The organism is Nonomuraea sp. NPDC049419, assembly GCF_040676995.1.
GTDB lineage: Bacteria > Actinomycetota > Actinomycetes > Streptosporangiales > Streptosporangiaceae > Nonomuraea > Nonomuraea salmonea.
On sequence record NZ_JBFAQB010000027.1, the window covers coordinates 1 to 20,350 of the forward strand.

Annotated in this window: 21 protein-coding genes and 1 pseudogene; 17 read left to right on the plus strand and 5 right to left on the minus strand. The window is 72.5% G+C overall.

Annotation, left to right across the window (positions count from 1 at the left end):
- The first annotated feature begins 314 nt into the window (after positions 1 to 314).
- The 5 genes from AB0K12_RS43490 to AB0K12_RS43510 all read left to right on the plus strand — a co-directional run bounded on the left by AB0K12_RS43490 (position 315) and on the right by AB0K12_RS43510 (position 3,118).
- The gene (locus AB0K12_RS43490) at positions 315 to 893 is read left to right on the plus strand and encodes a hemerythrin domain-containing protein (protein WP_364574322.1); all 579 of its coding nucleotides are present in this window, start codon (positions 315 to 317) and stop codon (positions 891 to 893) included.
- Between the two features lie 2 nt (positions 894 to 895).
- Entirely contained in the window at positions 896 to 1,405 is a 510-nt protein-coding gene (locus tag AB0K12_RS43495) for a DUF2243 domain-containing protein (RefSeq protein ID WP_364574324.1), read from the plus strand.
- The gene (locus tag AB0K12_RS43500) at positions 1,387 to 2,154 is read left to right on the plus strand and encodes a cytochrome c oxidase assembly protein (protein WP_364574326.1); all 768 of its coding nucleotides are present in this window, start codon (positions 1,387 to 1,389) and stop codon (positions 2,152 to 2,154) included. Before AB0K12_RS43495 ends, AB0K12_RS43500 begins: the two co-directional genes overlap by 19 nt.
- A gap of 160 nt (positions 2,155 to 2,314) precedes the next feature.
- Positions 2,315 to 2,584, plus strand: coding sequence for a DUF3040 domain-containing protein (locus AB0K12_RS43505; RefSeq protein ID WP_364574328.1), 270 nt, complete (start codon positions 2,315 to 2,317; stop codon positions 2,582 to 2,584).
- A gap of 18 nt (positions 2,585 to 2,602) precedes the next feature.
- Positions 2,603 to 3,118: a MarR family transcriptional regulator gene (locus tag AB0K12_RS43510; protein WP_364574330.1), complete on the plus strand. Its 516-nt coding sequence runs from the start codon at positions 2,603 to 2,605 to the stop codon at positions 3,116 to 3,118.
- 39 nt (positions 3,119 to 3,157) lie between these two features.
- On the opposite strand, the gene AB0K12_RS43515 is transcribed toward AB0K12_RS43510, so the two are convergent.
- Complete coding sequence (locus AB0K12_RS43515) at positions 3,158 to 3,838, minus strand: DUF4142 domain-containing protein (protein ID WP_364574332.1); 681 nt, start codon at positions 3,836 to 3,838, stop codon at positions 3,158 to 3,160.
- A gap of 569 nt (positions 3,839 to 4,407) precedes the next feature.
- Between AB0K12_RS43515 and AB0K12_RS43520 the strand changes: the two genes are divergently transcribed.
- Together AB0K12_RS43520 and AB0K12_RS43525 are read left to right on the plus strand one after the other, a co-directional pair.
- Entirely contained in the window at positions 4,408 to 5,598 is a 1,191-nt protein-coding gene (locus AB0K12_RS43520) for an aminotransferase class V-fold PLP-dependent enzyme (RefSeq protein ID WP_364574518.1), read from the plus strand.
- A gap of 264 nt (positions 5,599 to 5,862) precedes the next feature.
- Positions 5,863 to 6,873: a glycoside hydrolase family 11 protein gene (locus AB0K12_RS43525; protein ID WP_364574334.1), complete on the plus strand. Its 1,011-nt coding sequence runs from the start codon at positions 5,863 to 5,865 to the stop codon at positions 6,871 to 6,873.
- A 162-nt stretch (positions 6,874 to 7,035) separates the two neighbouring features.
- Here AB0K12_RS43525 and AB0K12_RS43530 read toward each other — a convergent pair whose 3' ends face one another.
- Entirely contained in the window at positions 7,036 to 7,815 is a 780-nt protein-coding gene (locus AB0K12_RS43530) for an LLM class flavin-dependent oxidoreductase (RefSeq protein ID WP_364574336.1), read from the minus strand.
- 119 nt (positions 7,816 to 7,934) lie between these two features.
- Between AB0K12_RS43530 and AB0K12_RS43535 the strand changes: the two genes are divergently transcribed.
- The 4 genes from AB0K12_RS43535 to AB0K12_RS43550 are packed head-to-tail and all read left to right on the plus strand — an operon-like array spanning position 7,935 to position 11,233.
- Complete coding sequence (locus AB0K12_RS43535; protein ID WP_364574338.1) at positions 7,935 to 8,405, plus strand: MarR family transcriptional regulator; 471 nt, start codon at positions 7,935 to 7,937, stop codon at positions 8,403 to 8,405.
- Positions 8,402 to 9,283 (plus strand): ATP-binding cassette domain-containing protein, encoded by an 882-nt coding sequence (locus AB0K12_RS43540; protein ID WP_364574339.1) that lies wholly within the window; start codon positions 8,402 to 8,404, stop codon positions 9,281 to 9,283. Before AB0K12_RS43535 ends, AB0K12_RS43540 begins: the two co-directional genes overlap by 4 nt.
- The gene (locus AB0K12_RS43545) at positions 9,243 to 10,094 is read left to right on the plus strand and encodes an ABC transporter permease (protein ID WP_364574340.1); all 852 of its coding nucleotides are present in this window, start codon (positions 9,243 to 9,245) and stop codon (positions 10,092 to 10,094) included. The genes AB0K12_RS43540 and AB0K12_RS43545 overlap by 41 nt, the downstream gene beginning before the upstream one ends.
- Positions 10,095 to 10,144: 50 nt before the next feature.
- Positions 10,145 to 11,233, plus strand: coding sequence for a glycosyltransferase (locus AB0K12_RS43550; RefSeq protein WP_364574342.1), 1,089 nt, complete (start codon positions 10,145 to 10,147; stop codon positions 11,231 to 11,233).
- Here the strand turns inward: AB0K12_RS43550 and AB0K12_RS43555 are convergent.
- Positions 11,197 to 11,511: pseudogene (locus AB0K12_RS43555) on the minus strand (hypothetical protein); the annotation flags it as partial. The gene AB0K12_RS43550 and the pseudogene AB0K12_RS43555 sit on opposite strands and share 37 nt — an antisense overlap.
- Between AB0K12_RS43555 and AB0K12_RS43560 the strand changes: the two are divergent.
- Positions 11,462 to 12,199, plus strand: coding sequence for a class I SAM-dependent methyltransferase (locus AB0K12_RS43560; RefSeq protein ID WP_364574344.1), 738 nt, complete (start codon positions 11,462 to 11,464; stop codon positions 12,197 to 12,199). The pseudogene AB0K12_RS43555 and the gene AB0K12_RS43560 sit on opposite strands and share 50 nt — an antisense overlap.
- A gap of 114 nt (positions 12,200 to 12,313) precedes the next feature.
- On the opposite strand, the gene AB0K12_RS43565 is transcribed toward AB0K12_RS43560, so the two are convergent.
- Positions 12,314 to 13,354 carry an iron-containing redox enzyme family protein gene (locus AB0K12_RS43565; RefSeq protein ID WP_364574346.1) on the minus strand — a complete coding sequence of 347 codons (1,041 nt, stop codon included), beginning with the start codon at positions 13,352 to 13,354 and terminating at the stop codon, positions 12,314 to 12,316.
- A gap of 143 nt (positions 13,355 to 13,497) precedes the next feature.
- Between AB0K12_RS43565 and AB0K12_RS43570 the strand changes: the two genes are divergently transcribed.
- Positions 13,498 to 13,914, plus strand: a complete 417-nt coding sequence (locus tag AB0K12_RS43570) for an SPW repeat protein (protein ID WP_364574348.1) — start codon at positions 13,498 to 13,500, stop codon at positions 13,912 to 13,914.
- Positions 13,915 to 13,945: 31 nt separating this feature from the next.
- On the opposite strand, the gene AB0K12_RS43575 is transcribed toward AB0K12_RS43570, so the two are convergent.
- Complete coding sequence (locus AB0K12_RS43575) at positions 13,946 to 15,100, minus strand: helix-turn-helix domain-containing protein (RefSeq protein ID WP_364574350.1); 1,155 nt, start codon at positions 15,098 to 15,100, stop codon at positions 13,946 to 13,948.
- Positions 15,101 to 15,190: 90 nt separating this feature from the next.
- Between AB0K12_RS43575 and ureA the strand changes: the two genes are divergently transcribed.
- From ureA to AB0K12_RS43595, 4 genes are read left to right on the plus strand one after another with little or no spacing between them, the layout of a single operon-like run.
- Entirely contained in the window at positions 15,191 to 15,754 is a 564-nt protein-coding gene (ureA, locus tag AB0K12_RS43580) for an urease subunit gamma (protein ID WP_364574352.1), read from the plus strand.
- On the plus strand, positions 15,751 to 17,406 hold the full coding sequence (locus AB0K12_RS43585; RefSeq protein ID WP_364574353.1) for an urease subunit alpha: 1,656 nt from the start codon (positions 15,751 to 15,753) through the stop codon (positions 17,404 to 17,406). Before ureA ends, AB0K12_RS43585 begins: the two co-directional genes overlap by 4 nt.
- Before the next feature lie 12 nt (positions 17,407 to 17,418).
- A complete protein-coding gene (locus AB0K12_RS43590) occupies positions 17,419 to 18,699 on the plus strand; it encodes an MFS transporter (protein ID WP_364574355.1) in 1,281 nt (426 codons plus the stop codon).
- Positions 18,699 to 20,309, plus strand: coding sequence for an amidohydrolase (locus AB0K12_RS43595; protein WP_364574357.1), 1,611 nt, complete (start codon positions 18,699 to 18,701; stop codon positions 20,307 to 20,309). The genes AB0K12_RS43590 and AB0K12_RS43595 overlap by 1 nt, the downstream gene beginning before the upstream one ends.
- Positions 20,310 to 20,350 lie beyond the last annotated feature (41 nt).

A 20,350-nucleotide genomic window follows, 5' to 3' on the forward strand; every position in this document is an offset into this window, starting at 1 on the left:
ATGCCGTTCATCGTGATGATGCGGCACCGCGTGTACGGGTCGGCGTGGTCGGGATCGGTCGGCGTGACGTTCAGCTCCCGCCAGTTGCGCAGCTGTTTGTCCAGCGGGATGCCCCGCTCCTGCAGTGGGTTGAAGGTCATGTGCGTCCGCTCCTTCGCGGTCGGGAACATGCGATGTGCCCGCCTACCCGAGGCGTCCCGGTGCAATCTCGGCGCCCGTTCCGCCGAAGCTCCGCGTTTGGGTAATCCGTTCGCCTCATGAGCGTGTCAGGCCGCGCCCGGGGTAGGCAGCCCCGTACTCGAAGGAGGAGAGACATGACGAAGACGGCGCCGGAGAAGATGGCCGAGACGGACGTCATCGAGCTGCTGATCGCCCAGCACGGGATGATCAGGAACCTGTTCGACGAGGTCGAGCAGGCCCCCGCCGACCAGCGCGGAGAGGCGTTCACCCGCCTGGTGCGCATGCTCGCCGTGCACGAGACCGCCGAGGAGGAGATCGTGCACCCGTACGCGCGGCGCAAGATCGACGGCGGCGACGGCGTGGTGGAGGACCGGCTGGCCGAGGAGAACCAGGCCAAGGAGATGCTGTCCCGCATGGACCAGGCCGGCCCCGACGCGCCCGACTTCATGGAGAACCTGCTGATGCTGCGCGGCGCCGTCGAGGCGCACGCCCGCGCCGAGGAGCGTTACGAGTTCAACAAGATCATCGCCCACACCACCGAGGCCGAGCGGCGCAGCATGGCCGCCGGGGTCAAGGCCGCCGAGGCCATGGCGCCCACCCACCCGCACCCCGGCGCCGAGTCGGCCACCAAGAACGTGCTCATGGGCACGCCGATCGCGATGATGGACCGCGTCCGCGACGTCATCCGCCAGGTCATGGGCAAGAACCCCTGATCATGGCGGCCCGCAAGGGAATCGGCCTGCCCGGCACGATCCTGGGGATCGGGCTGGGCGGCTTCGTCGACGGCATCCTGCTGCACCAGCTGCTGCAGTGGCACCACATGCTGAGCAGCACCGACACCGACCGCATCGGGGTGCGGTATTACCCGGTCGACACCGTGCCTGGGCTGCGGATGAACACGGTGTGGGACGGCCTGTTCCACACCGTGACGTGGCTGGCCGTGCTCGCCGGGATCGGCCTGCTCTACTCCCGCGTGACCGCCTCGCGCGGGCGGGTGTGGCGCTCGCGGGCGCTGTGGGGCTGGATCCTGTCCGGGTGGGGGCTGTTCAACCTGGTCGAAGGCGTGATCGACCATCACCTGCTGGGCATCCACCACGTTCGTACGGGGCCGTACCAGCTGGCGTGGGACCTCGGGTTCCTGGTGCTCGGGGTGATCCTGGTGGTCGGCGGGTGGGCGCTGCGGCGCGGCGCCGGCACGCTCGACCTGTGCCAGGCCCCGCGGTGAGCCACCACCACGTCGGCGGCACGGTGCTGCTGCTCCTGCTCCCGGCGGCCGCCTATCTGGCTCTGGCGGGCCGGAGGAAGTGGAGCCCGTGGCGTTCCGCTGCCTTCCTGGCCGGTCTCGCTCTCGTCGCCGCGGCCTTGGCCGGGCCCGTCGCCGAGCTGGCCGCGCACGACTTCCGCGGCCACATGCTGCAGCACCTGCTCATCGGCATGCTGGCGCCGCTCGGCCTGGTGCTGGGCGCGCCGGTGACGCTGCTGCTGCGTACGCTGCCGGCCGCCCGCGCCCGCCGGCTCACGGCGCTGCTGCGCTCGGTGCACCCCGTCGCCGATCCCGTCGTCGCGCTGCTGCTCAGCGTGGGCGGGATGGCGGTGCTGTACTGCACGCCGCTCTACCGGCAGACCCTCACGAACCCCTGGCTGCACGAGGCCGTCCACCTGCACTTCCTGCTGTCCGGCTGCCTGTTCGCGTGGGTGATCGCCGGTCCCGACCCGGCGCCGCGGCGGCCGTCCGTACCGGTGCGGCTGGTCGTGCTGGGCGTCGCGATCGCCGTGCACGCCGGGCTGTCCCAGCTCATGTACGCCGGCCTCGCCGTGGACCTGCCCGTACCGGCCGAGCAGCGGCGTGGCGCCGCCGAGATCATGTACTACGGCGGGGATCTGGCCGAGCTGCTGCTCGCCCTCGCCCTGGTGAGCTCATGGCGGCCGTGCCGGCGCCCCGCCGCGTCGCCTGTGCGGTCCGTGTCCGCCTGACTCCTCGCGGGGCAGGCCCGCATCACAGGTTTGTTGCAGTGTGCAAGGTTCGCTTGGTCTCCTCAGGCCGTCCGGCTGAAATGGTCGTCGAGATGCGGGAAGGCACGGGGGCGTGTCCTGGGTGCCGCGGAATGGCCGCCGAGGAGATGAGGCGTGAGGGATGGGGCTTTCCCGGGAAGAGCGGCGGGCACTGGAGGACCTGGAGAAGCGGCTGGCGCTCGACGAGCCCGAGCTGGACGCGCTGCTCTCCGGGTCGGTTGGCTCTTCCCTGCGGCGCAGGTCGGCGGTGCACGTCTGGCTGATGCTGATGCTGCTCACCTGCGCGATCTTCATGATGGGGATCGTGCTGCTGCTGACGACGGGGGAGCGGGAGTGCCCGGGGGTGCCGTTCAGCTCCTGTGAGGGGGCCGGCGCCCGGCAGGAGGGGTAGCGCGGTACAACTGTGGTCATGGGTGACATGTCCGCGATCAGCGGGAAATCTGCTGATGATCGGGACGACGATCTGTCGGCCGTCGTCACGGCCGTGCTGAGCGGGTCGCGGCTGCTCGTCGCCGTCGCCGCCCGGTCGCTCGGCGCGGTCGAGGACCGCATCACGCTGCCGCAGTTCCGGATGATGGTGGTGCTGGCCGGGCACGGCGAGACCAAGCTCGTCACCATGGCCGACCTGCTCGGCGTCAACTCCTCCACCGCCATGCGCATGGCCGACCGCCTGATGGCCGCCGGGCTGGTCGTGCGCGAGGTCAACCCGCACAACCGGCGCGAGAGCCTGATGCGGCTCACCACCGAGGGGCGGCGCATCGTCGACCAGGTGATGGAGCGCCGCCGTACCGAGATCGGCGCCATCGTCGCCCGCATGTCGGCCGAGCAGCGCCGCGCGCTCATCTCCGCCATGAACGCCTTCAACGAGGCGGGCGGCGAGTCCCCGGAGACCGCGCCCCGGCCGCTGGGCTGGCAGGACGTCTGACCCCGCAGCCCCGGTCAGATCAGGCGAGGTCAGGTCAGGTCAGGCGGCCGGGTCGGGGAAGCTCTCCGGGGTGGTCAGGCCCGTGCTCTCGAGCAGGCGCTGGTGGTTCAGGACGGCCGCGTTGCACTGTTCGGCGAAGCGGCGGACCAGCGTGTTCTGGGTGCTGCCGCGCACCTGGCCGATCAGACCGAAGATCTGGCCGTGCGCCAGGCGCAGCCACTTGACGTACGTGGCGTCGTAGGCGGAGCCGGTGCTGCCGGAGATGTCGCTCATCCAGCTCTGCTGCTGCTCGGTGGGCTTCACCGGCAGCGTGACCTCCAGCTTCGAGGCCACCTCGCGCACCTGCCGGTCCAGGGTGTGGTGCTGGCTCGCGATCGTCTCGCTCACCTGCCTGACCTTGGCCGTGGTGGCGCGCTGCACGGCGTCCTGCGCCATCGGCATCTCCCAGAGGCTGGCCAGGCGCACCTTGCGGATGAGCTCTCTGTCGATCTTCGACACCGGCCCCCACTTCGTCTCCCAGACCCCCTCGTCCTCGTCCTCCGCGGGCGGGGCGGAGGACTCGGAGGGTTCCTCGTCGGGAAACGGCGACTCGCTCGCCACCTCGGCGAGCGCGGCGGTGTTGGCGCCGTCCGCGGCGGGCGTCGGCGTGTAGCCGGCGCACGCGGTCACCGGCAGGAGCGCGGCGGTCGCGCAGACGACGAGTACGCGTCGGGGTCCCATGATCATCGTCCCCTTCCCCGGCCTGAGGCGGCCGTCATCATGAGGTACGCCGCCGGAGGCGAGGTCGTTCATGGCACTGTGCAAAAGTTGCAGGAGGCCATGAACGATCACCAGGGAGGAGACGCCAGAGGCGCCGTCGACTCCGCGCACCACCGTCGACTCCGCGCATCACCGGCGGCATCCGGGTCTGGGCGGGCTCGACCTGATGCACGCCCGCCTCGTCCGGCAAGCTCGTGGGGTTCTGCGACCAGTCGCACCTGTCCCGGCACTTCCGCCGCCTGGTGGGCGTGCCGCCGGGCGCGTACCAGCGTGCAATAACGTCCAATCCCCGCTTGCCCGACTTCTTCTAGGGTTCCGGGCATGACGGAACTCGACCTGAATCGCCCCGACATGGCGGCACTCGGCCGGCAGGCCGTGGACCTGCTGGCCGACTGGCTCGACGCCCTGGAGAAGACGCCCTGGAGAAGTCGCCCGCCAGCGACTACTCGCCGCCCGACGGTCTCGCGGAGCGCCTGCGCCGCCCGCCCGCCGCCGGGCCGGGCGACTTCGGGGAGCTGGCGGAGACGTTCCTGCGGGCGGCCGGGCAGGGCGTCAACACCGCGGGCCCCGGCTACCTCGCCTATTTCCCGGCCGGCGGGCTGTACTCGGCCGCGCTGGCGGAGCTGCTGGCCAACGCCGCCAACCGGTACACGGGCCTGGCCCAGATGTCGCCCGCGCTGGTCGCCATGGAACACGGCGTGCTCACCTGGCTGTGCGAGCAGTTCGGGCTGCCGTCCGGCGCGGGCGGCATCACCACCAGCGGCGGCTCGACGGCCACCCTGTCGGCGGTGCTGGCCGCCCGCCAGAGCCGGCTGGGCGACGATCTGACCGGCGCGACGTTGTACGTCACCGGCCACACCCACCACTGCGTGGCCAAGGCCGCCCGCATCTGCGGCCTGCCCGCCGCCGCCGTGCGCGAGGTGCCCATGACCGATGACCTGCGCATGGACGTACGCGCCGCCGCCGGGCTGATCGCCGCCGACCGGGCCAGGGGGCTGCGGCCGTTCCTGCTGGCGGGCACGGCGGGCACCACCGGCACCGGCACCATCGACCCCCTCCCCGAGGTGGCCGAACTGGCCGCCCGCGAGGGGCTGTGGTTCCACGTGGACGCGGCCTACGGCGGCGGCTTCCAGCTCACCGAGCGCGGCCGGCCGCTCCTCGCCGGCGTCGAACGGGCCGACTCCATCGCCCTCGACCCGCACAAGAGCATGTTCCTGCCGTACGGGACCGGCGTGCTGCTCGTCCGCGACCCCGCCACGCTGCACGCCGCGCACGCCGACGGCGGCGACTATCTCCAGGACCTCGCCGCGATGGACGGCCTGCCCGACTTCGCCAACCTCGGCGTCGAGCTGACCAGGGAGTTCCGCGGGCTGCGGCTGTGGCTGCCGCTGCACCTGCACGGCGTGGACGCCTTCACCCGCGAGCTGGAGGAGAAGCTCGACCTCGCCGCCGTCGTGCACCGCGAGCTGGCCGCCGATCCCCGCTTCTCCGTGCCGTGGCGGCCCGACCTGACCGTGGTGGTGTTCCGGCTGCGCGACGGAGACGACGAGCGCAACCGGCGCCTGCTCCAGGAGATCAACGACGGCGGACAGATCTATCTGAGCAGCACGAACGTCCAGGGGCGGCTGTATCTGCGGCTGTGCGTGCTGAGCTTCCGCACCCATGCCCGTCACGTCGATCGTGCACTGGAGATCATCCGGGCCGCGGCCGACGTCGGCTGAGTGTTTCGGGGTTCGTACGAAAGTTTCATCGACACTTGATGGCATCATTTCCGCAGCTTCAAGCGTCGGCGTGGTAAAGGGGTCTTCACTTCGCGCAAGAGGCCGTTGACAGGTGCCGGATAGCGGGCCGATACTTTCGCCAGCCCACCGATATTTTCGGCGGGCGCTCGGCTTCACCACGTTCGATCGGGGCCACCTCGGCCATCGGGCGCGTACCACGCTGCCCGCATCCCCGCCGTCATCACGCGAGGAGGAAGCACCCCCATGAACGGCGCACCCCCCTACCCGCCGGGCCGCAGACGCGGCCGCGCACGGCGGTTCATCGCCCGCGCGGGCGCCATCGCCGTGGCGCTGGCCGTCGCGATGCTCCCCGGCATCGCCCACGCCGCCATCACGACGAACCAGACCGGTAACAACAACGGCTACTTCTACTCCTTCTGGACCGACGCCCAGGGCACCGTCTCCATGGAGCTCGGCTCCGGCGGGAACTACAGCACGTCCTGGCGCAACACCGGCAACTTCGTCGCCGGCAAGGGCTGGTCGACCGGCGGGCGCAGGACCGTGTCGTACTCGGGCAGCTTCAACCCGTCGGGGAACGCGTACCTGACCCTGTACGGGTGGACCAGGAACCCGCTCATCGAGTACTACATCGTCGACAACTGGGGCACGTACCGGCCCACCGGTAACTACCGGGGCACCGTGACCACCGACGGCGGGTCGTACGACATCTACCAGACGACCCGCTACAACGCCCCGTCCATCGAGGGCACCAGGACCTTCGACCAGTTCTGGAGCGTCAGGCAGCAGAAGCGGACGGGCGGCACCATCACCGCCGGCAACCACTTCGACGCCTGGGCCCGCGCCGGCATGAATCTGGGCAACCACGACTACCAGATCCTCGCCACCGAGGGCTACCAGAGCAGCGGCAACTCCAACATCACCATCGGCGGCTCCGGCGGGGGCGGCGGTGGCGGTGGTGGAGGCGGCGGCGGTGGCGGTGGTGGCGGTGGTGGCTGCACCGCGACCCTTTCCGCCGGCCAGCAGTGGAGCGACCGCTACAACCTCAACGTCTCGGTCAGCGGCTCCAGCAACTGGACCGTCACGATGAACGTGCCCTCCCCGGCCCGTGTCCTGTCCACCTGGAACATCACCGCCAGCTACCCGAGCTCGCAAGTGCTCACCGCACGCCCGAACGGCAACGGCAACAACTGGGGCGTGACCATCCAGCACAACGGCAACTGGACCTGGCCCTCGGTCTCCTGCAGCGCAGGCTGACCTCCCTCTGAACCCTGTGGCGCGACGGCTGCGAAGGCCGCCGCGCCACAGCGCTGTCCACGCGCGGGGCCGACCGCCGTTTCGGTGGGGCCTTTGCGTTGAGGGGAAGCCGCCGGCCTGGCAGCGCGGTCTTCTGCGGTTCGAGGGGCAAGCCCGATGAAATCAGCGGGGCGGCCCGGCGGTGATCGTCTTTCGGGCGTCGGCGACGCCGCCGCGCCACCAGCCCATCGCCTCCACCCACCAGGTCATGCCCGCCTCCGCGTAGCCCTCGACGAGGCCGTCGGCTGCGCGGCCCTCCAGGGCGATGTCGAAGCCGTCCAGTGAGCCCCGCTCCTCGCCCAGGAAGTCGACCACGCGCGCGAACTCGGCCACCGGCACCGGCGGGAGGTCGTGGCCGTAGTCGCGGAAGGTCGGCATCGCGCCGTCCCAGCGGGCCGCACGGCGGAAACCGGCCCGCGTGGGCCAGCGGCCGGGGCACCAGATCGGGATGCGGGGCCGCTGCACGGGAGCCGGCAGCAGCCGCTCCCAGAGGTGCGTCAGGTCGTCCAGGCCCTGGTCGAGCTTGGCGGCGCGGACCTTGAGGTCGGGGTCCTCGCCGAAGTCGGTGTACTCCTCGTCGATCGAGCCCAGCCCCGCGCCGAAGACGAGCCGGCCGCCGGAGAGGCGGTCGAGTGAGGCGGTCTCCTTGGCGACCGTCTGCACCCGGCGCCGGGGGAGAGCCGTCATCAGGATGCCGAGGCGGACGCGCCGCGTGCGGGCGGCGATGGCGGACAGCGCCACCACCGGGTTCGCGACCGGCCAGCTCGGGTCGTGGTAGAGCAGGTGGTCCCAGAGGTAGACCGCGTCCCAGCCGTGTTCCTCGGCGGCGACGCCCAGCTCGGTCAGCAGCGTGGGGTCTCCGAACTCGCCGACGTTCGGCAGCCCGACAGCGAAGCGCACCATGGGGTAAGGCTATGCCCGCGCACGAGCCCGCTCGACCATGAAACACGGTAAGCCGCCGACAAACATCCCTTGAGCTGGAAATTTCCAATTACATCGTAAGCAGAGCTAACATTTCGGGCATGAGTAAGGAAGAGGATCTGCCCAGTGCGTTCGCCGGCGTGCTGCTCGGGCTCAACCGGCTGATCCGGCGCCGCCTGCGTCAGGGCCTGACCGGGCCGCGGCTGCGCGGCGCCCAGGTCGAGCTGCTGCGCCTGGTCGCCGACCACCCCGGCATCAGCGTCTCGGCCGCGGCCAAGGAGCTCTACCTGGCGGGCAACTCGGTCTCCACGCTGGTCAACCAGCTCAGCGCGGCCGGGCTGCTGTACCGCGAGGTGCGCAGCGAGGACCGCAGGTCCGCCAGGCTGCTGCCCACCCCGGACGGCGAGGCCCGCCTGCGGGCCTGGCAGGAACGCCGCACGGCGCTCGTCCGCGAGCACCTCGCGCGGCTCCCCGACGAGGACAGGGCCGCGCTGGAGGCGGCACTCCCGGCGCTGCGCCGCCTGGCCGCCGGGCTGCAGGAAGAGCAGGAAGAGGAGGTGAGCGCGAAATGACGCCCACCGAGGCCGCCCGCGACGGCGTCCCGGACGGCCCAGCGGGTGATGCGCCCGGCGGTGAGGAGGCGGCGGTCGCGTGCACCGGGTTGCGGTACGCGTTCGGCGAGTCCGTCGCCGTGGACGGGCTCGACCTGACCGTGCGGGCAGGGGAGGTGTTCGGGCTGCTCGGGCCCAACGGGGCGGGGAAGACGACGGCCATCAGGTGCGTGACGACCCTGCTGCCCGTGCCCAAGGGCATGGCGCGGGTGTTCGGGCTGGACGTGGCCGCCGACCGGATGCGGGTGCGGCGCCTGCTCGGGTACGTCCCGCAGCAGCTCTCGGCCGACTCAGGGCTGACCGGCAGGGAGAACGTCTCGCTCTTCGCGCGCGTCTTCGACGTCCCGAGACGCGAGCGGCGGGAACGGGTCGCCCAGGCGCTGAAGGCGGTCGGCCTCACCGACGCCGCCGACCGGCTGGCGAAGACCTACTCGGGCGGCATGGTACGCCGCCTGGAGCTGGCCCAGGCCCTGGTCAGCGCACCCCGCCTGCTCATACTCGACGAGCCCACGATCGGCCTCGACCCCATCGCCCGCACGGTCGTGTGGGAGCACATCATGGCCGTACGCGCCGCGACCGGCATGACCGTCCTGGTCACCACCCACTACATGGACGAGGCCGACCAGTACTGCGAGCGCGTGGCCCTCATGCACCAGGGCAGGATCCGCGCCCTGGGCACGCCGCGCGAACTGACCGACGACCTGCGCGCCCGGCGCGGCGACGACAGCACGCCGACCCTGGAGGACGTCTTCCGCGACGTCGCCGGCAGCGGTCTCGACGAGGGAGGGGAGTTCCGCGATGTCCGCCGTACCCGCAACACCGCCTCCCGCGTCGGCTGACGGCGCGGCGGCGGTCCTGCTGCCCGCGCCGGCGCAGGACCGGCCCGCCTGGCGGGTCGTCCCGGCCAGGGTGGCCGCGATGTGCGTGGTGGAGCTGCAGAAGCTGCGCCACGACCGTACGGAGCTCTACACCCGCGCCGTCCAGCCCGCCCTGTGGCTGCTGGTCTTCGGCGAGACGTTCACCCGCATCGACGTGATCCCGACCGGCGGCATCCCCTACCGCGACTACCTGGCGCCGGGGATCATCGCGCAGTCCACGATGTTCATCGCCATCTTCTACGGCATCCACATCATCTGGGAACGCGACTCAGGCGTGCTGACCAAGCTCCTGGTCACGCCGACGCCCAGGGCGGCGCTGGTGGCGGGGAAGGCGTTCGCGGCAGGGGTGAAGGCGATCGTGCAGGCGGTCGTGGTCGTGGTCATCGCCGCGCTGCTCGGCGTGCACCTGTCCTGGCATCCGCTGCGCCTGCTCGGCGTGATGGCGGCGGTGCTGCTCGGCTCGGCGTTCTTCGCCTGCCTGTCGGTGACGATCGCCGGCATCGTCCGTACGCGCGACCGGCTGATGGGCTTCGGCCAGGCCATCACGATGCCGCTGTTCTTCGCCTCCAACGCCCTCTACCCGACGACCTCGATGCCGGACTGGCTGCGGGTGGTCAGCGCGGTCAACCCGCTCAGCTACGAGGTGGACGCGCTGCGCGGGCTGCTGCTCGGTGTCCCCGCGCACCTGGCGCCGGACTTCGCGGTGCTGGCGGTGGCCGCCGCGGCGGGCATCACGGCGGCGGCCGCGCTGCTCGGCCGCCTGGCCAGGTAGGCGCAGGTCATCGCCCGTTTAACCCGATCTTCCCCGGGCAGCCGCCGCCCATGATGGACTACGTGCTCCCGCTGCGCTGGGAGGACGACCGCGGCCTGGACGAGCTGACCGCCTACCTGCGCACGCTGGCCCGTCACGTGGGCGCGGTCATCGTCGTCGACGGCTCGCCGCCCCCGCTGTACGAGCGGCACGCCGAAGCCTGGCGCGGCCTGGTCACGCACGTCCGCCCGGCCGTCGGCCTGCGCCACGCCAACGGCAAGGTCAACGGCGTGCTCACCGGCATGCGGCTGGCCCGCGCCCCGCACGTGGTCATCGCCGACGACGACGTACGCCACGACCGGGACACGCTCGCCAGGATCGACACGCTGCTGGCCGCCGCCGACCTCGTACGCCCCCAGAACCACTTCACCGAGCTGCCCTGGCACGCCCGCTGGGACACCGCGCGCACCCTGCTCAACCGCAGCTTCGGCGCCGACTACCCCGGCACGTTCGGCGTGCGCCGCGCGTTCTTCGAGCGCATGGGCGGCTACGACGGCGACGTGCTGTTCGAGAACCTCGAGCTGATCCGCACGGTCCGCGCCCACGGCGGCAGGGAGCTGCGCCCCCTCGACCTGTACGTGCGGCGGCTCCCGCCCGACGCGGCCCGCTTCTGGAACCAGCGGGTCCGCCAGGCCTACGACGACCTGGCCCAGCCGGGCCGGCTGGCGGTGTTCCTGCCGGTGCTGCCCGCGCTGGCCTGGTGCCTGTGGCGGGGCAGGTGGGCGCTTCCGGTGGCGGGCGCCGCGCTGGCCGTCACGCTGGCGGAGACGGGGCGGCGCCGGGCGGGCGGGCGGCACGTCTTCCCCGGCACGTCGGCGCTGTTCGCGCCCGTGTGGGTGCTGGAGCGGGCCACCTGCGGCTGGCTCGCCGTGGGCGCCGCGCTGCGGGGCGGCGTCCCGTACGCGGGACGCAGGCTGCGGCGGGCGGCCCATTCCGTACGGTGGCTGCGCCGGAACCGTCAGGCCGGCGGGTCCGGCTCGCTCGCCGCCCGGAACCCGGCGACCTTGTGCGAGCCGTCGCAGAACGGCTTGACCGCCGAGCGCCCGCACCGGCACAGCGCGACCGTCGAACGTCCGGCGGGAATCGGCACGCCGTCCTGAGTGACCAGCCGGAACGGCCCCCTGACCAGCAGCGGCCCGTCCTCGCACGGCGTCACGGTCACCGCGGCGGCCACACTGTCCCCGTCATCCCCGTGTTGCGACATTCCCCCCACGTTCCCGTCAGGCACGGCGGTATGCCGGAATGATCCCTGACCTGCGGGGTAGCACTGCCGCCGTGAAGCTACGTGAGCAGAGTGTGACGGGCGGGAAGCGGGCGGGGGAGCGGCGATGACGACGGCGTTCGACCCGGCCGCGTACGGGCGCGGCATCGCCGACATCTACGACGTCACCGTCGGGAACCTGCCGACCGAGGCGACCGTCGAGCAGCTGTGCCTGCTCGCCGAGGGCGGCCCCGTGCTGGAGTTCGGCATCGGGACGGGCCGGCTGGCGGTGCCGATGGCCGAGCGGGGGCACCAGGTGGCCGGGATCGACGGCTCGCCCGAGATGGTGGAGATCCTGCGCGACAAGCCTGGCGGCGAGAACATCCCGGTCACCGTGGGCGACTTCTCGGCGACGCGGGTCGAGGGCGAGTACGCGCTGGTGGCGCTCACCACGAACACCATCTACGCGCTGCCCTCGCAGGCCGCCCAGGTCGCCTGCTTCCGCAACGCCGCCGCGCACCTGCGGCCGGGCGGCAGGTTCGTGGTGGAGGCGTGGGTGCCCGACCCCGGCGCCTTCCGCCGCGGCTCCGCGCTGCGGCTGCTGTCGCTGAGCGAGGACGTCGTGCTCGCCGAGGCCGCCCGCATCTCGCCGGCCGAGCAGCTCATGGCCACCACCAAGATACGGCTCACCGCCGGCGGCGTCCGCCTCCTGCCCGCCAACCACCGCTACGCCTGGCCCGCCGAGCTGGACCTGATGGCGCAGCTGGCGGGGATGGAGCGCGAGCACCGCTGGGCCGACTGGACCCGCAGCCCGTTCACCGACGACAGCACCAACCACGTGTCGGTGTACCGCCTGCCGGGCTGAAAAAGGCCGCCCGGATGGACGGGCCAGGTCGGATGGGCGGGCCAGGTCGGACCATCGGCCCGGATGCCCGGGCCGATGGCCGAAGGGTAAGGATGGTCGCGTGGTGGGCCCAGGTCAGGGGAGGCGGCACAGGGAGGTGTCGCCGCGCTCCCAGCGCGCGAGCACGTACCCCGCCCACAACCGCTCCAGCTCCAGCGCGCACGCCGCGCCGAAGACGATGTCAGCGGCTAGGGCGGGCTCGTCGGCGGCCAGGGCGGCGCACAGGTCGTGGGCGGCGATCTGCTCGTGCACGGCGTCCGCCTGCACGTGCTCGTCGTAGAAGCGCGCGGTGCCGGCGTCGCCGCCGAGCCGCCGCAGCCCCTGCGCGTAGCGCCGGTTGGGCAGCGAGGACGTCATCTCCAGCGCCGCCAGGTGCCCGGCGAGGGCGCCGCGCAGCCGCCGGTGCAGGCCGAACAGCGACATGGCGTTCGAGATGGCCAGCGTGATGCCAGGGACGCGGCCGAGGTAGGCGCCGTAGGAGTCGTCGAGGCCGAGCCCGCGCATGGTGGCGCGGAACAGCTCGGAGTGCATGCGTTCGGTGCGGCCGCCGCCGTACTCGTCGGCCTGGATCTCCACCAGCGCCGCCTTGGGCCCGCCCGCCAGGCGCGGGATCGCCCACGTGTGCGGGTCGGCCTCCTTGAGGTGGTAGATCGAGCGGTGCACGACGAACTCGCCGAACTGCTCGCGGCCGGCCCGCTGCGCCAGGAACGCCGACACCGACGGCCCGCGATCGTCGGCGGCGAGCGCGGTGAGCACCCGCCGCACGTCCCGCGCCCCCTCCAGAGGCGGCATGGGGACTTCGCGCGCCAGCAGTTCCTCCAGGTGCCGCTCCAGCACGGCCCGGGCGGCCAGCAGCGCGGGATCCCACTCCCAGCGCTCGTCCACCCCGGCGAACCCCCGGTAGTGCAGCTCGTAACAGGCGAACAGGGCGAGCTGGAAATCGGCGTCGCCGAGGTCGGCGCCGGTCACGTCGAGGTGCAGCGCCCGCCCGTCGGGCGCCCCGGCCAGACGGCGGAACAGCAGTGCGGTGACGGGCCCGCGCGGCGCGGGCAGCGCGGGCGCCGGCCCGCCGGTTCTCTCACGGGCGTGTCCCCCGATGGCGTCGACCGCTGTCACGAGCGCCCCCCTCCTGTCGGCTCCTTGTCGTTTCCCCCCCTCTGACCAGGCAAACCGCAGGTATGACCGGCCCCAATCCGGGTAGTGGAGAGCGGCGACGGGAAGGGCTCCCGCCGCTCGCAACGGGGGAGGTGATGTCCCTGATGACTCGCGAAATGGAGCGGCATCCCGACATCATCAGCATGCGCGAGAAGTACGAGATGGCCGCGGCCAAGCCGGCCGTTCAGCTGGCGGACGGGCTGACCATGGTGGCCGGGCTGTTCCTGGCGCTGTCGCCGTGGATCATCGGATTCACCGGCATAACGTCACTGACCATGAACAACCTGGTCACGGGGCTGGCCGTGGCCGTGCTCGCGCTGGCCTTCAGCTCGGCGTACGGGCGCACGCACGGGATCGCGTGGGTCGCGCCCCTCATCGGGCTGTGGACCATCCTGGCGCCCTGGCTGATCAGGGGGGAGGCGGACACGCAGACCACGATCACCACCAACGTGATCGTCGGCGCGATCATCCTCATCTGCGGCCTGGTCGCGCTCGGCATGAGCATGACGAGGAGGCGATGAGACCCGGGCCGGCCCGTGTGACCGGCCCTTCTCATGCGCTCACCCGGACGCGCAGCGCCAGCGCGACCACGGCGGCGTCCCCCGGCACGCGCACGTCGCGGCCGGTCAGCTCACGGAAGCGGGCGAAGCGGTGCTGGACGGTGTTGCGGTGGCAGTAGAGCGCAGCGGCCGTGTCGGCGATCGAGCCGTCGCCCGCCAGATGCACGCGTACGGTCTCCAGCAGCCGCTCCCGCTCCACCGCGCCGATCGACTCCAGCGGGCCGAGCACCCGCTCCGCCAGCTCGGCGGCCAGCTCGGGGCTGTGCGCGACGAACACCTCCAGCCACCGGTCCTCCAGCCGCATCGGCCCCGCGGGCGCCGCGCCGCCGGCCCTGACCGTGGCCGAGGCCAGGCGCACCGCGTGCGGCACCCGGGCCAGCCCCGTCACCCGCGGCGACAGGCCGCACGCCACGTGCGCGAGCGCGTCGAGCACCCGGCGTTCCGGGTCGGGCACCCGGGAGGGCAGTTGCACGACGAGGATGTCGCCTGACGGCGACTCGTGACGGTGCGTACGCAGCCCGAGCCCGCTCATCCCGCCCGCCGCCACCCGCAGCGCCGCCCCCGACGCGGGCGCCGCCACGACGGCCACGAACGGAGCGGGCACGTCGAAGCCGAGCACCCGCCCCACGTCGCGGACCACGTCGGGGTTGCGCCCGTCGTTGTCCATCAGCCGGGCGAACCACGTGCGCCGCTCGTCCTCCTGCTGCCTGCCCATCTCCAGCACGGCCCGCTGGTAGCCGGTCATCAGGCCGGTGTTGTGCTGCTCGACCGCCTCCCACACCAGGTTGGCCCCTTCGAGCAGCGCCGGGACGTCGTCGGGCGCGGCCAGCCCGACCAGCCCGTGCCACAGCGCGCGGGCGTCCAGCCGGGCCGCCGCCAGCAGCGACTCCAGCGGCACGCCCTGCCCGGCCCGCCGCTCGCCCAGCTTCTCCGAGTGCGGGCGCTGCTCGGGCGGCACCCGTCCCTCGGCCAGGTGGCGCAGGATCAGCTCGAACCCGACCCTGGCCCCCTCGCGCACCTCCTCGCGGCTGACCAGGCCCCGCGCGTACGGCTCCATCGCCATGACCTGCTCGGCCCAGTCGTCGATGAGGTCCTCGTAGCTCTCCAGGCACCGCCTGGCCAGCCGGACCAGCACGTCATTGGTCACATGCACAATCTAGCCGCGCATTTACGCACCGTATCGCCGTTGGTCGGCCCCCTGACCTCGCCATAGCGTGAGCGAAAGGGAGGTTGGACGTTGCATCTGACACCTCGCGAGCAGGAGCGGCTGACCATTTTCACGCTCGCCGAGCTCGCCCGCCGCCGCCGCGCCCGAGGGCGCAGGCTCAATGCCCCCGAGGCCATCGCCCTGATCTGCGACGAGATCCTCGAACGGGCCTGGGACGGCGCCACGCTGCCCGAGGTCATCGAGGGCGCCAAGGCCGTGCTCGGACCCGGCGACGTGATGGACGGCGTCCCCGCGCTCGTCACCCACGTCCAGGTCGAGGCCCTGTTCCCGAACGGCACCGCGCTGGTGGCCGTGGACGCCCCGATCGGCTCGCCGGAGAAAGACGGACCCGGCGCGGTACGCCCGCTGCCGCGCGAGGTCGAGCTGAACGCCGGCCGCGAGCGCGGCACCCTGCGCGTCACCAACCGGGGCGAGCGCACGGTCTACGTCTCCTCGCACTTCCCGCTGGGCGAGGTCAACGCGGCGCTGTCCTTCGACAGGGAGCCGGAGGGGCTCAGGCTCGCCATCCCCGCCGGCACGGCCACCGCCTTCCCGCCGGGCGAGACCGTCGAGGTGGAGGTCATCACGTCATGAGGCGCGAGACGTACAACGCGATCTACGGCCCGACCACCGGTGACCTGATCAGGCTCGGCGACACCTGCCTGTGGGCCGAGGTGGAGGCCGACGACGTGCCGCACGGCGACGAGCTGCTCGGCGGCTGCGGCAAGACGCTGCGCGACGGGCTGCTGGCCAGCCCGCGCGGCGACCGCGAGTCCGCGCTGGACCTGGTGGTCGCCGGGGTCGTGCTGATGGACCCGGTGCTCGGCGTGCGCAAGACGCACATCGGCGTCAAGGACGGCCGGATCGTGCCGGTCGAGGGCGCGATCATCGACTCGCACACGGCGATCGTGCCGGGCGAGGGCCTGATCGCCACGCCCGGCGTCGTGGACTCGCACGTGCACCTGTCCTCGCCGGAGATCGCGCCCGCCGCGCTGGCCTCCGGCGTGACGACCGTGGTCGGCATGGGACTCGGCGGCGTCTGGGACGTCGGCGTCAACCCGGCGCACAACCTGCACACGCTGATGGCCGCCTGGCACGGCACCCCGCTCAACGTGGCGTTCCTGGCCCGGGGCTCGTCCAGCTCGCGGCGGCTGCTGGAGGAGGCGGTGCTGGCGGGCGCCGGCGGCTTCAAGATCCACGAGGACTTCGGGGCGACGCCACGGGTCATCGACACCTGTCTCGGCGTGGCCGAGCAGGCGGACCTGCCGGTGGCGCTGCACTCGGACTCGATGAACGAGTCCGGTTACCTGGCCGACACGGTGGCGGCGACGCGCGGGCGCACCGTGCACGCGTACCACGTGGAGGGCGGCGGCGGGCATCCCGACCTGCTGGAGATCCTCTCCGAGCCGCACGTGCTGCCCTCCTCCACCACTCCCACGCTGCCCTACACGACGAACACCGCGGGCGAGCTGTTCCCGATGACGATGACCGTGCACCGGCAGAACCACCACATCGACAGCGACGTGGCGGTGACCCGCAGCCGGGTCAGGGAGCACGGCATCGCGGCCGAGAACGTGCTGCACGACCTCGGCGCGATCAGCATCGTCAACTCCGACTCGATGGGCATGGGCCGGGTGGCCGAGACCGTGCGGCGCACGTGGCAGGTCGCCCACCTCAACGCCCTGGCGGCGGGCGTGGGGTGGCCGGCGGGGGATCCAGTGGGAGATAACGCGCGCATCCTGCGCTACCTGGCCAAGCTGACCGTCAACCCGGCCGTCGCGCACGGCCTGGCCCACGAGGTCGGCACGCTGCGGCCCGGCCGCCTCGCCGACATCGTGCTCTGGCAGCCGGGATGGTTCGGCAGCAAGCCCGAGCTGGTGATCAAGGGCGGCTTCGTCGCCCACGGCGTCTCCGGCAGCGGGTCCGGCTCCACCCGGCTCACACAGCCGCGCGTCTACCGGCCGTACTTCGGCGGCCTCGGCGACGCGCCCGCGCTGCTGTCGCGGATCTTCGTCGCGCACGACGCGCTCGACTCGGCCGACAGCAGGGACGCCCTGCCACGCGGCCTGCGGTACGCGGCGATCCGGCACGCCCGCGGCCTCACCCGACACGACATGTGCCGAAATATGGCTACTCCTCGGGTCGAGGTGCCGCGCGAACCCGGGCCCGTCCTCGTGGACGGCACCGCGGTGAGCATGGCCCCCGCCACCGAGGTGCCGCTCGCCCAGCTCCACCACTTCGCTTAGGAATCCCCCCGTATGAGCTCCACCACCGCCCGCGGCGCGGGCATCGCGTCCTTCGTCGGCACCTCCATCGAGTGGTACGACTTCTACATCTACGGCACCGCCTCCGCCCTCGTCTTCAGCAGGCTGTTCTTCCCCGACGTCAGCCCCGCCGCCGGCGTGATGGCCTCCTTCGCCACCTTCTGGGTCGGGTTCCTGGCCAGGCCGCTCGGCGGCGTCGTCTTCGGCCACCTCGGCGACCGCATCGGCCGCAAGCGCACGCTCGTCGTCACCCTGCTGCTGATGGGCGGGGCCACCACGCTGGTCGGCGTGCTGCCCACGTACGCGCAGGTCGGCATGCTCGCGCCGGTGCTGCTCGCGACGCTGCGGCTGGTGCAGGGCATCGCGGTCGGCGGCGAGTGGGGCGGCGCGGTGCTGATCGCCGCCGAGCACGCGGGGCCCAAGCGCATCTTCTACGCCGCCTTCGCCCAGCAGGGCTCGCCCGCCGGGTCGATCCTCGCCACCGCCATGTTCGCGCTGGTCAGCACGTTGCCCGAGGACGCGTTCCTGTCCTACGGCTGGCGCATCCCGTTCCTGTGCTCCGCCGTGCTGCTGGTGGTGGGCCTGGTCATCCGGCTGCGGGTGGAGGAGTCGCCGGAGTTCACCCGCATGCAGGAGCGGCGCGAGGTGGCCAAGCTGCCGGTCGCCGAGGTCTTCCGCACGGCGTGGCCGCTGGTGCTGCTCGGCATCGGCGCGAGCGGCGTCGGCATCGCCTCGGCGTACTTCACCAACACCTTCATCCTGTCCTGGGCCACCACCGACCTCGGCATCGCCCAGAGCACGATGCTGGACGTGCTGCTCATCGTGGCGATCACCCAGTTCGTCACCCAGCCGCTCGGCGCGGTGCTCGGCCAGCGCTACGGCGCCGCCCGCTTCATGCTGATCGCGTTCAGCGCGCTCATCGTGTGCACGCCGATCACGTTCGCCATGGTCGGCACCGGCTCGCCGGTCCTCGCCACGCTGGGGCTGGCGCTGAGCATCGTCTTCGGCGGCATGTCGTACGCGGCGCTGGCCGGGTTCCTCGCCGAGGCGTTCCCGGCGCGGGTCCGCTACACCGGGATCTCGCTGGCGTACCAGCTGTGCGGCGCCCTCATCGGCGGCACCGCCCCGATGATCGCGCAGGCGCTGCTCACCTCGACCGGCACCATCTGGGCGGTCGTCGCCCAGTACCTGGTCATCATCCTGCTCACCATGGCCTGCGTGGCCGCCCTGCAGCGCAGGAGCGCGGCGGCCGTGCGGGAACCGCTGGAGGTCTGATGCGTCTCGACACGCTGTTCGTCAACGGCCGCTTCACCACGCTCGACCGCGACCGGCCGTACGCCACCCGCCTCGGCGTCCTGCACGGCCGGATCGCCGGGCTGGACGAGGAGCTCGACGGCGCGAGCGCCGGGACGGTCGTGGACCTCGGCGGCGCTCCCGTCGTGCCCGGCTTCAACGACGCGCACCACCACCTCAGCATGCGCGGGCAGCGGCTGCGCGAGCTGGACGTGCGCGTGACCAGCCTCGACGAGCTGTACGCGCGGGTCGCCGAGCGCGCCGCCGAGCTGCCCGCCGGCGCGTGGATCCGCGGCGGTGGCTACGACCAGAACAAGCTGGGCGGCGCGCACCCCGACCGTGAGGCGCTCGACAAGGCCGCGGGAGGCCGCCCTGTCTGGCTCCAGCACACCTCGGGCCACATGGGCGTGGCCAGCACGGCGGCGTTCGCGCTCATGGGCTTTCCCTCCCTTGAGGACGTGCCCGACGTGCCTGGCGGCTCCGTGGGCCGCGACGAGCGCGGGCTGCCCACCGGGCTGCTCGCCGAGCAGGCCCAGGACCTCGCGCTGCGGGTGCTGCGGCCGCTCGCGCACGAGGAGTTCGTGGAGGGCATCGCGCTGGCCGGCCGGGCCGCCGCCGCCGAGGGGCTGACCAGCTTCACCGAGCCGGGCGTGGGCGTCGGGCTGGCCGGCAACGGCCGCTGGGACGTGGCCGGCTTCCAGGACGCGATCCGGCGCGGCCTGCTTCCGCAGCGTGCCACGCTCATGCCCGGCTCGCCCAACCTGCACGACGTGGACGCCGAGTTCGGGCTCGACCTCGGCGTACGCTCCGGCTTCGGCGACGAGTGGCTGCGGATCGGGCCGGTCAAGCTGTTCTCCGACGGTTCGCTGATCGGCCGCACCGCCGCCATGTGCTGCGACTACGCGGGCGAGCCGGGAAACCGGGGCTTCCTGCAGGAGGAGGCGGCGGCGCTGCGCGGCTTCATCCTGCGCGCCCACGACTCCGGCTGGCAGATCGCCACCCACGCCATCGGCGACGCCGCCGTGGACGTCGTCCTCGACGCCTACGCCGAGGCCCAGGCCCGCACGCCGCGGCCTGGCGCCAGGCACCGCATCGAGCACTGCGCGGTCACCAGCGACGCCCAGGTCGCCAGGCTTGCCGAGCTGGGCGTCATCCCGGTGCCGCAGGGCCGGTTCATCTCCGAGATCGGCGACGGCATGCTGGACGCGCTCGGCCCCGAGCGGGCCCGCGGCTGCTACCGGCAGCGCTCGTTCCTGGAGGCGGGCGTCGTGCTGCCGGGCAGCTCCGACTGCCCGGTGGTGGCGGGCGCGCCGCTGCTCGGCATCCACGACCTGGTCAACCAGGTCACGGCGAGCGGGCGGCCGTTCAACCCGGAGGAGGCGCTGACGCCCGAGCAGGCGCTGCGCGCGTACACCGAGGGCTCGGCGTACGCGGTGCACGAGGAGCACCTCAAGGGCACGCTCGGCCGGGGCAGGCTGGCGGACTTCGCGGTGCTCTCCGACGACCTGCTGGCCGTCGATCCGGCCACGATCAGGGACATCACCGTGATCGCCACGGCGGTGGGCGGGCGGCTGGTGCACGACGTGCGTTGACCCGATTTCGACACCTATGACCCGCCGCTTGCGAAGCCATT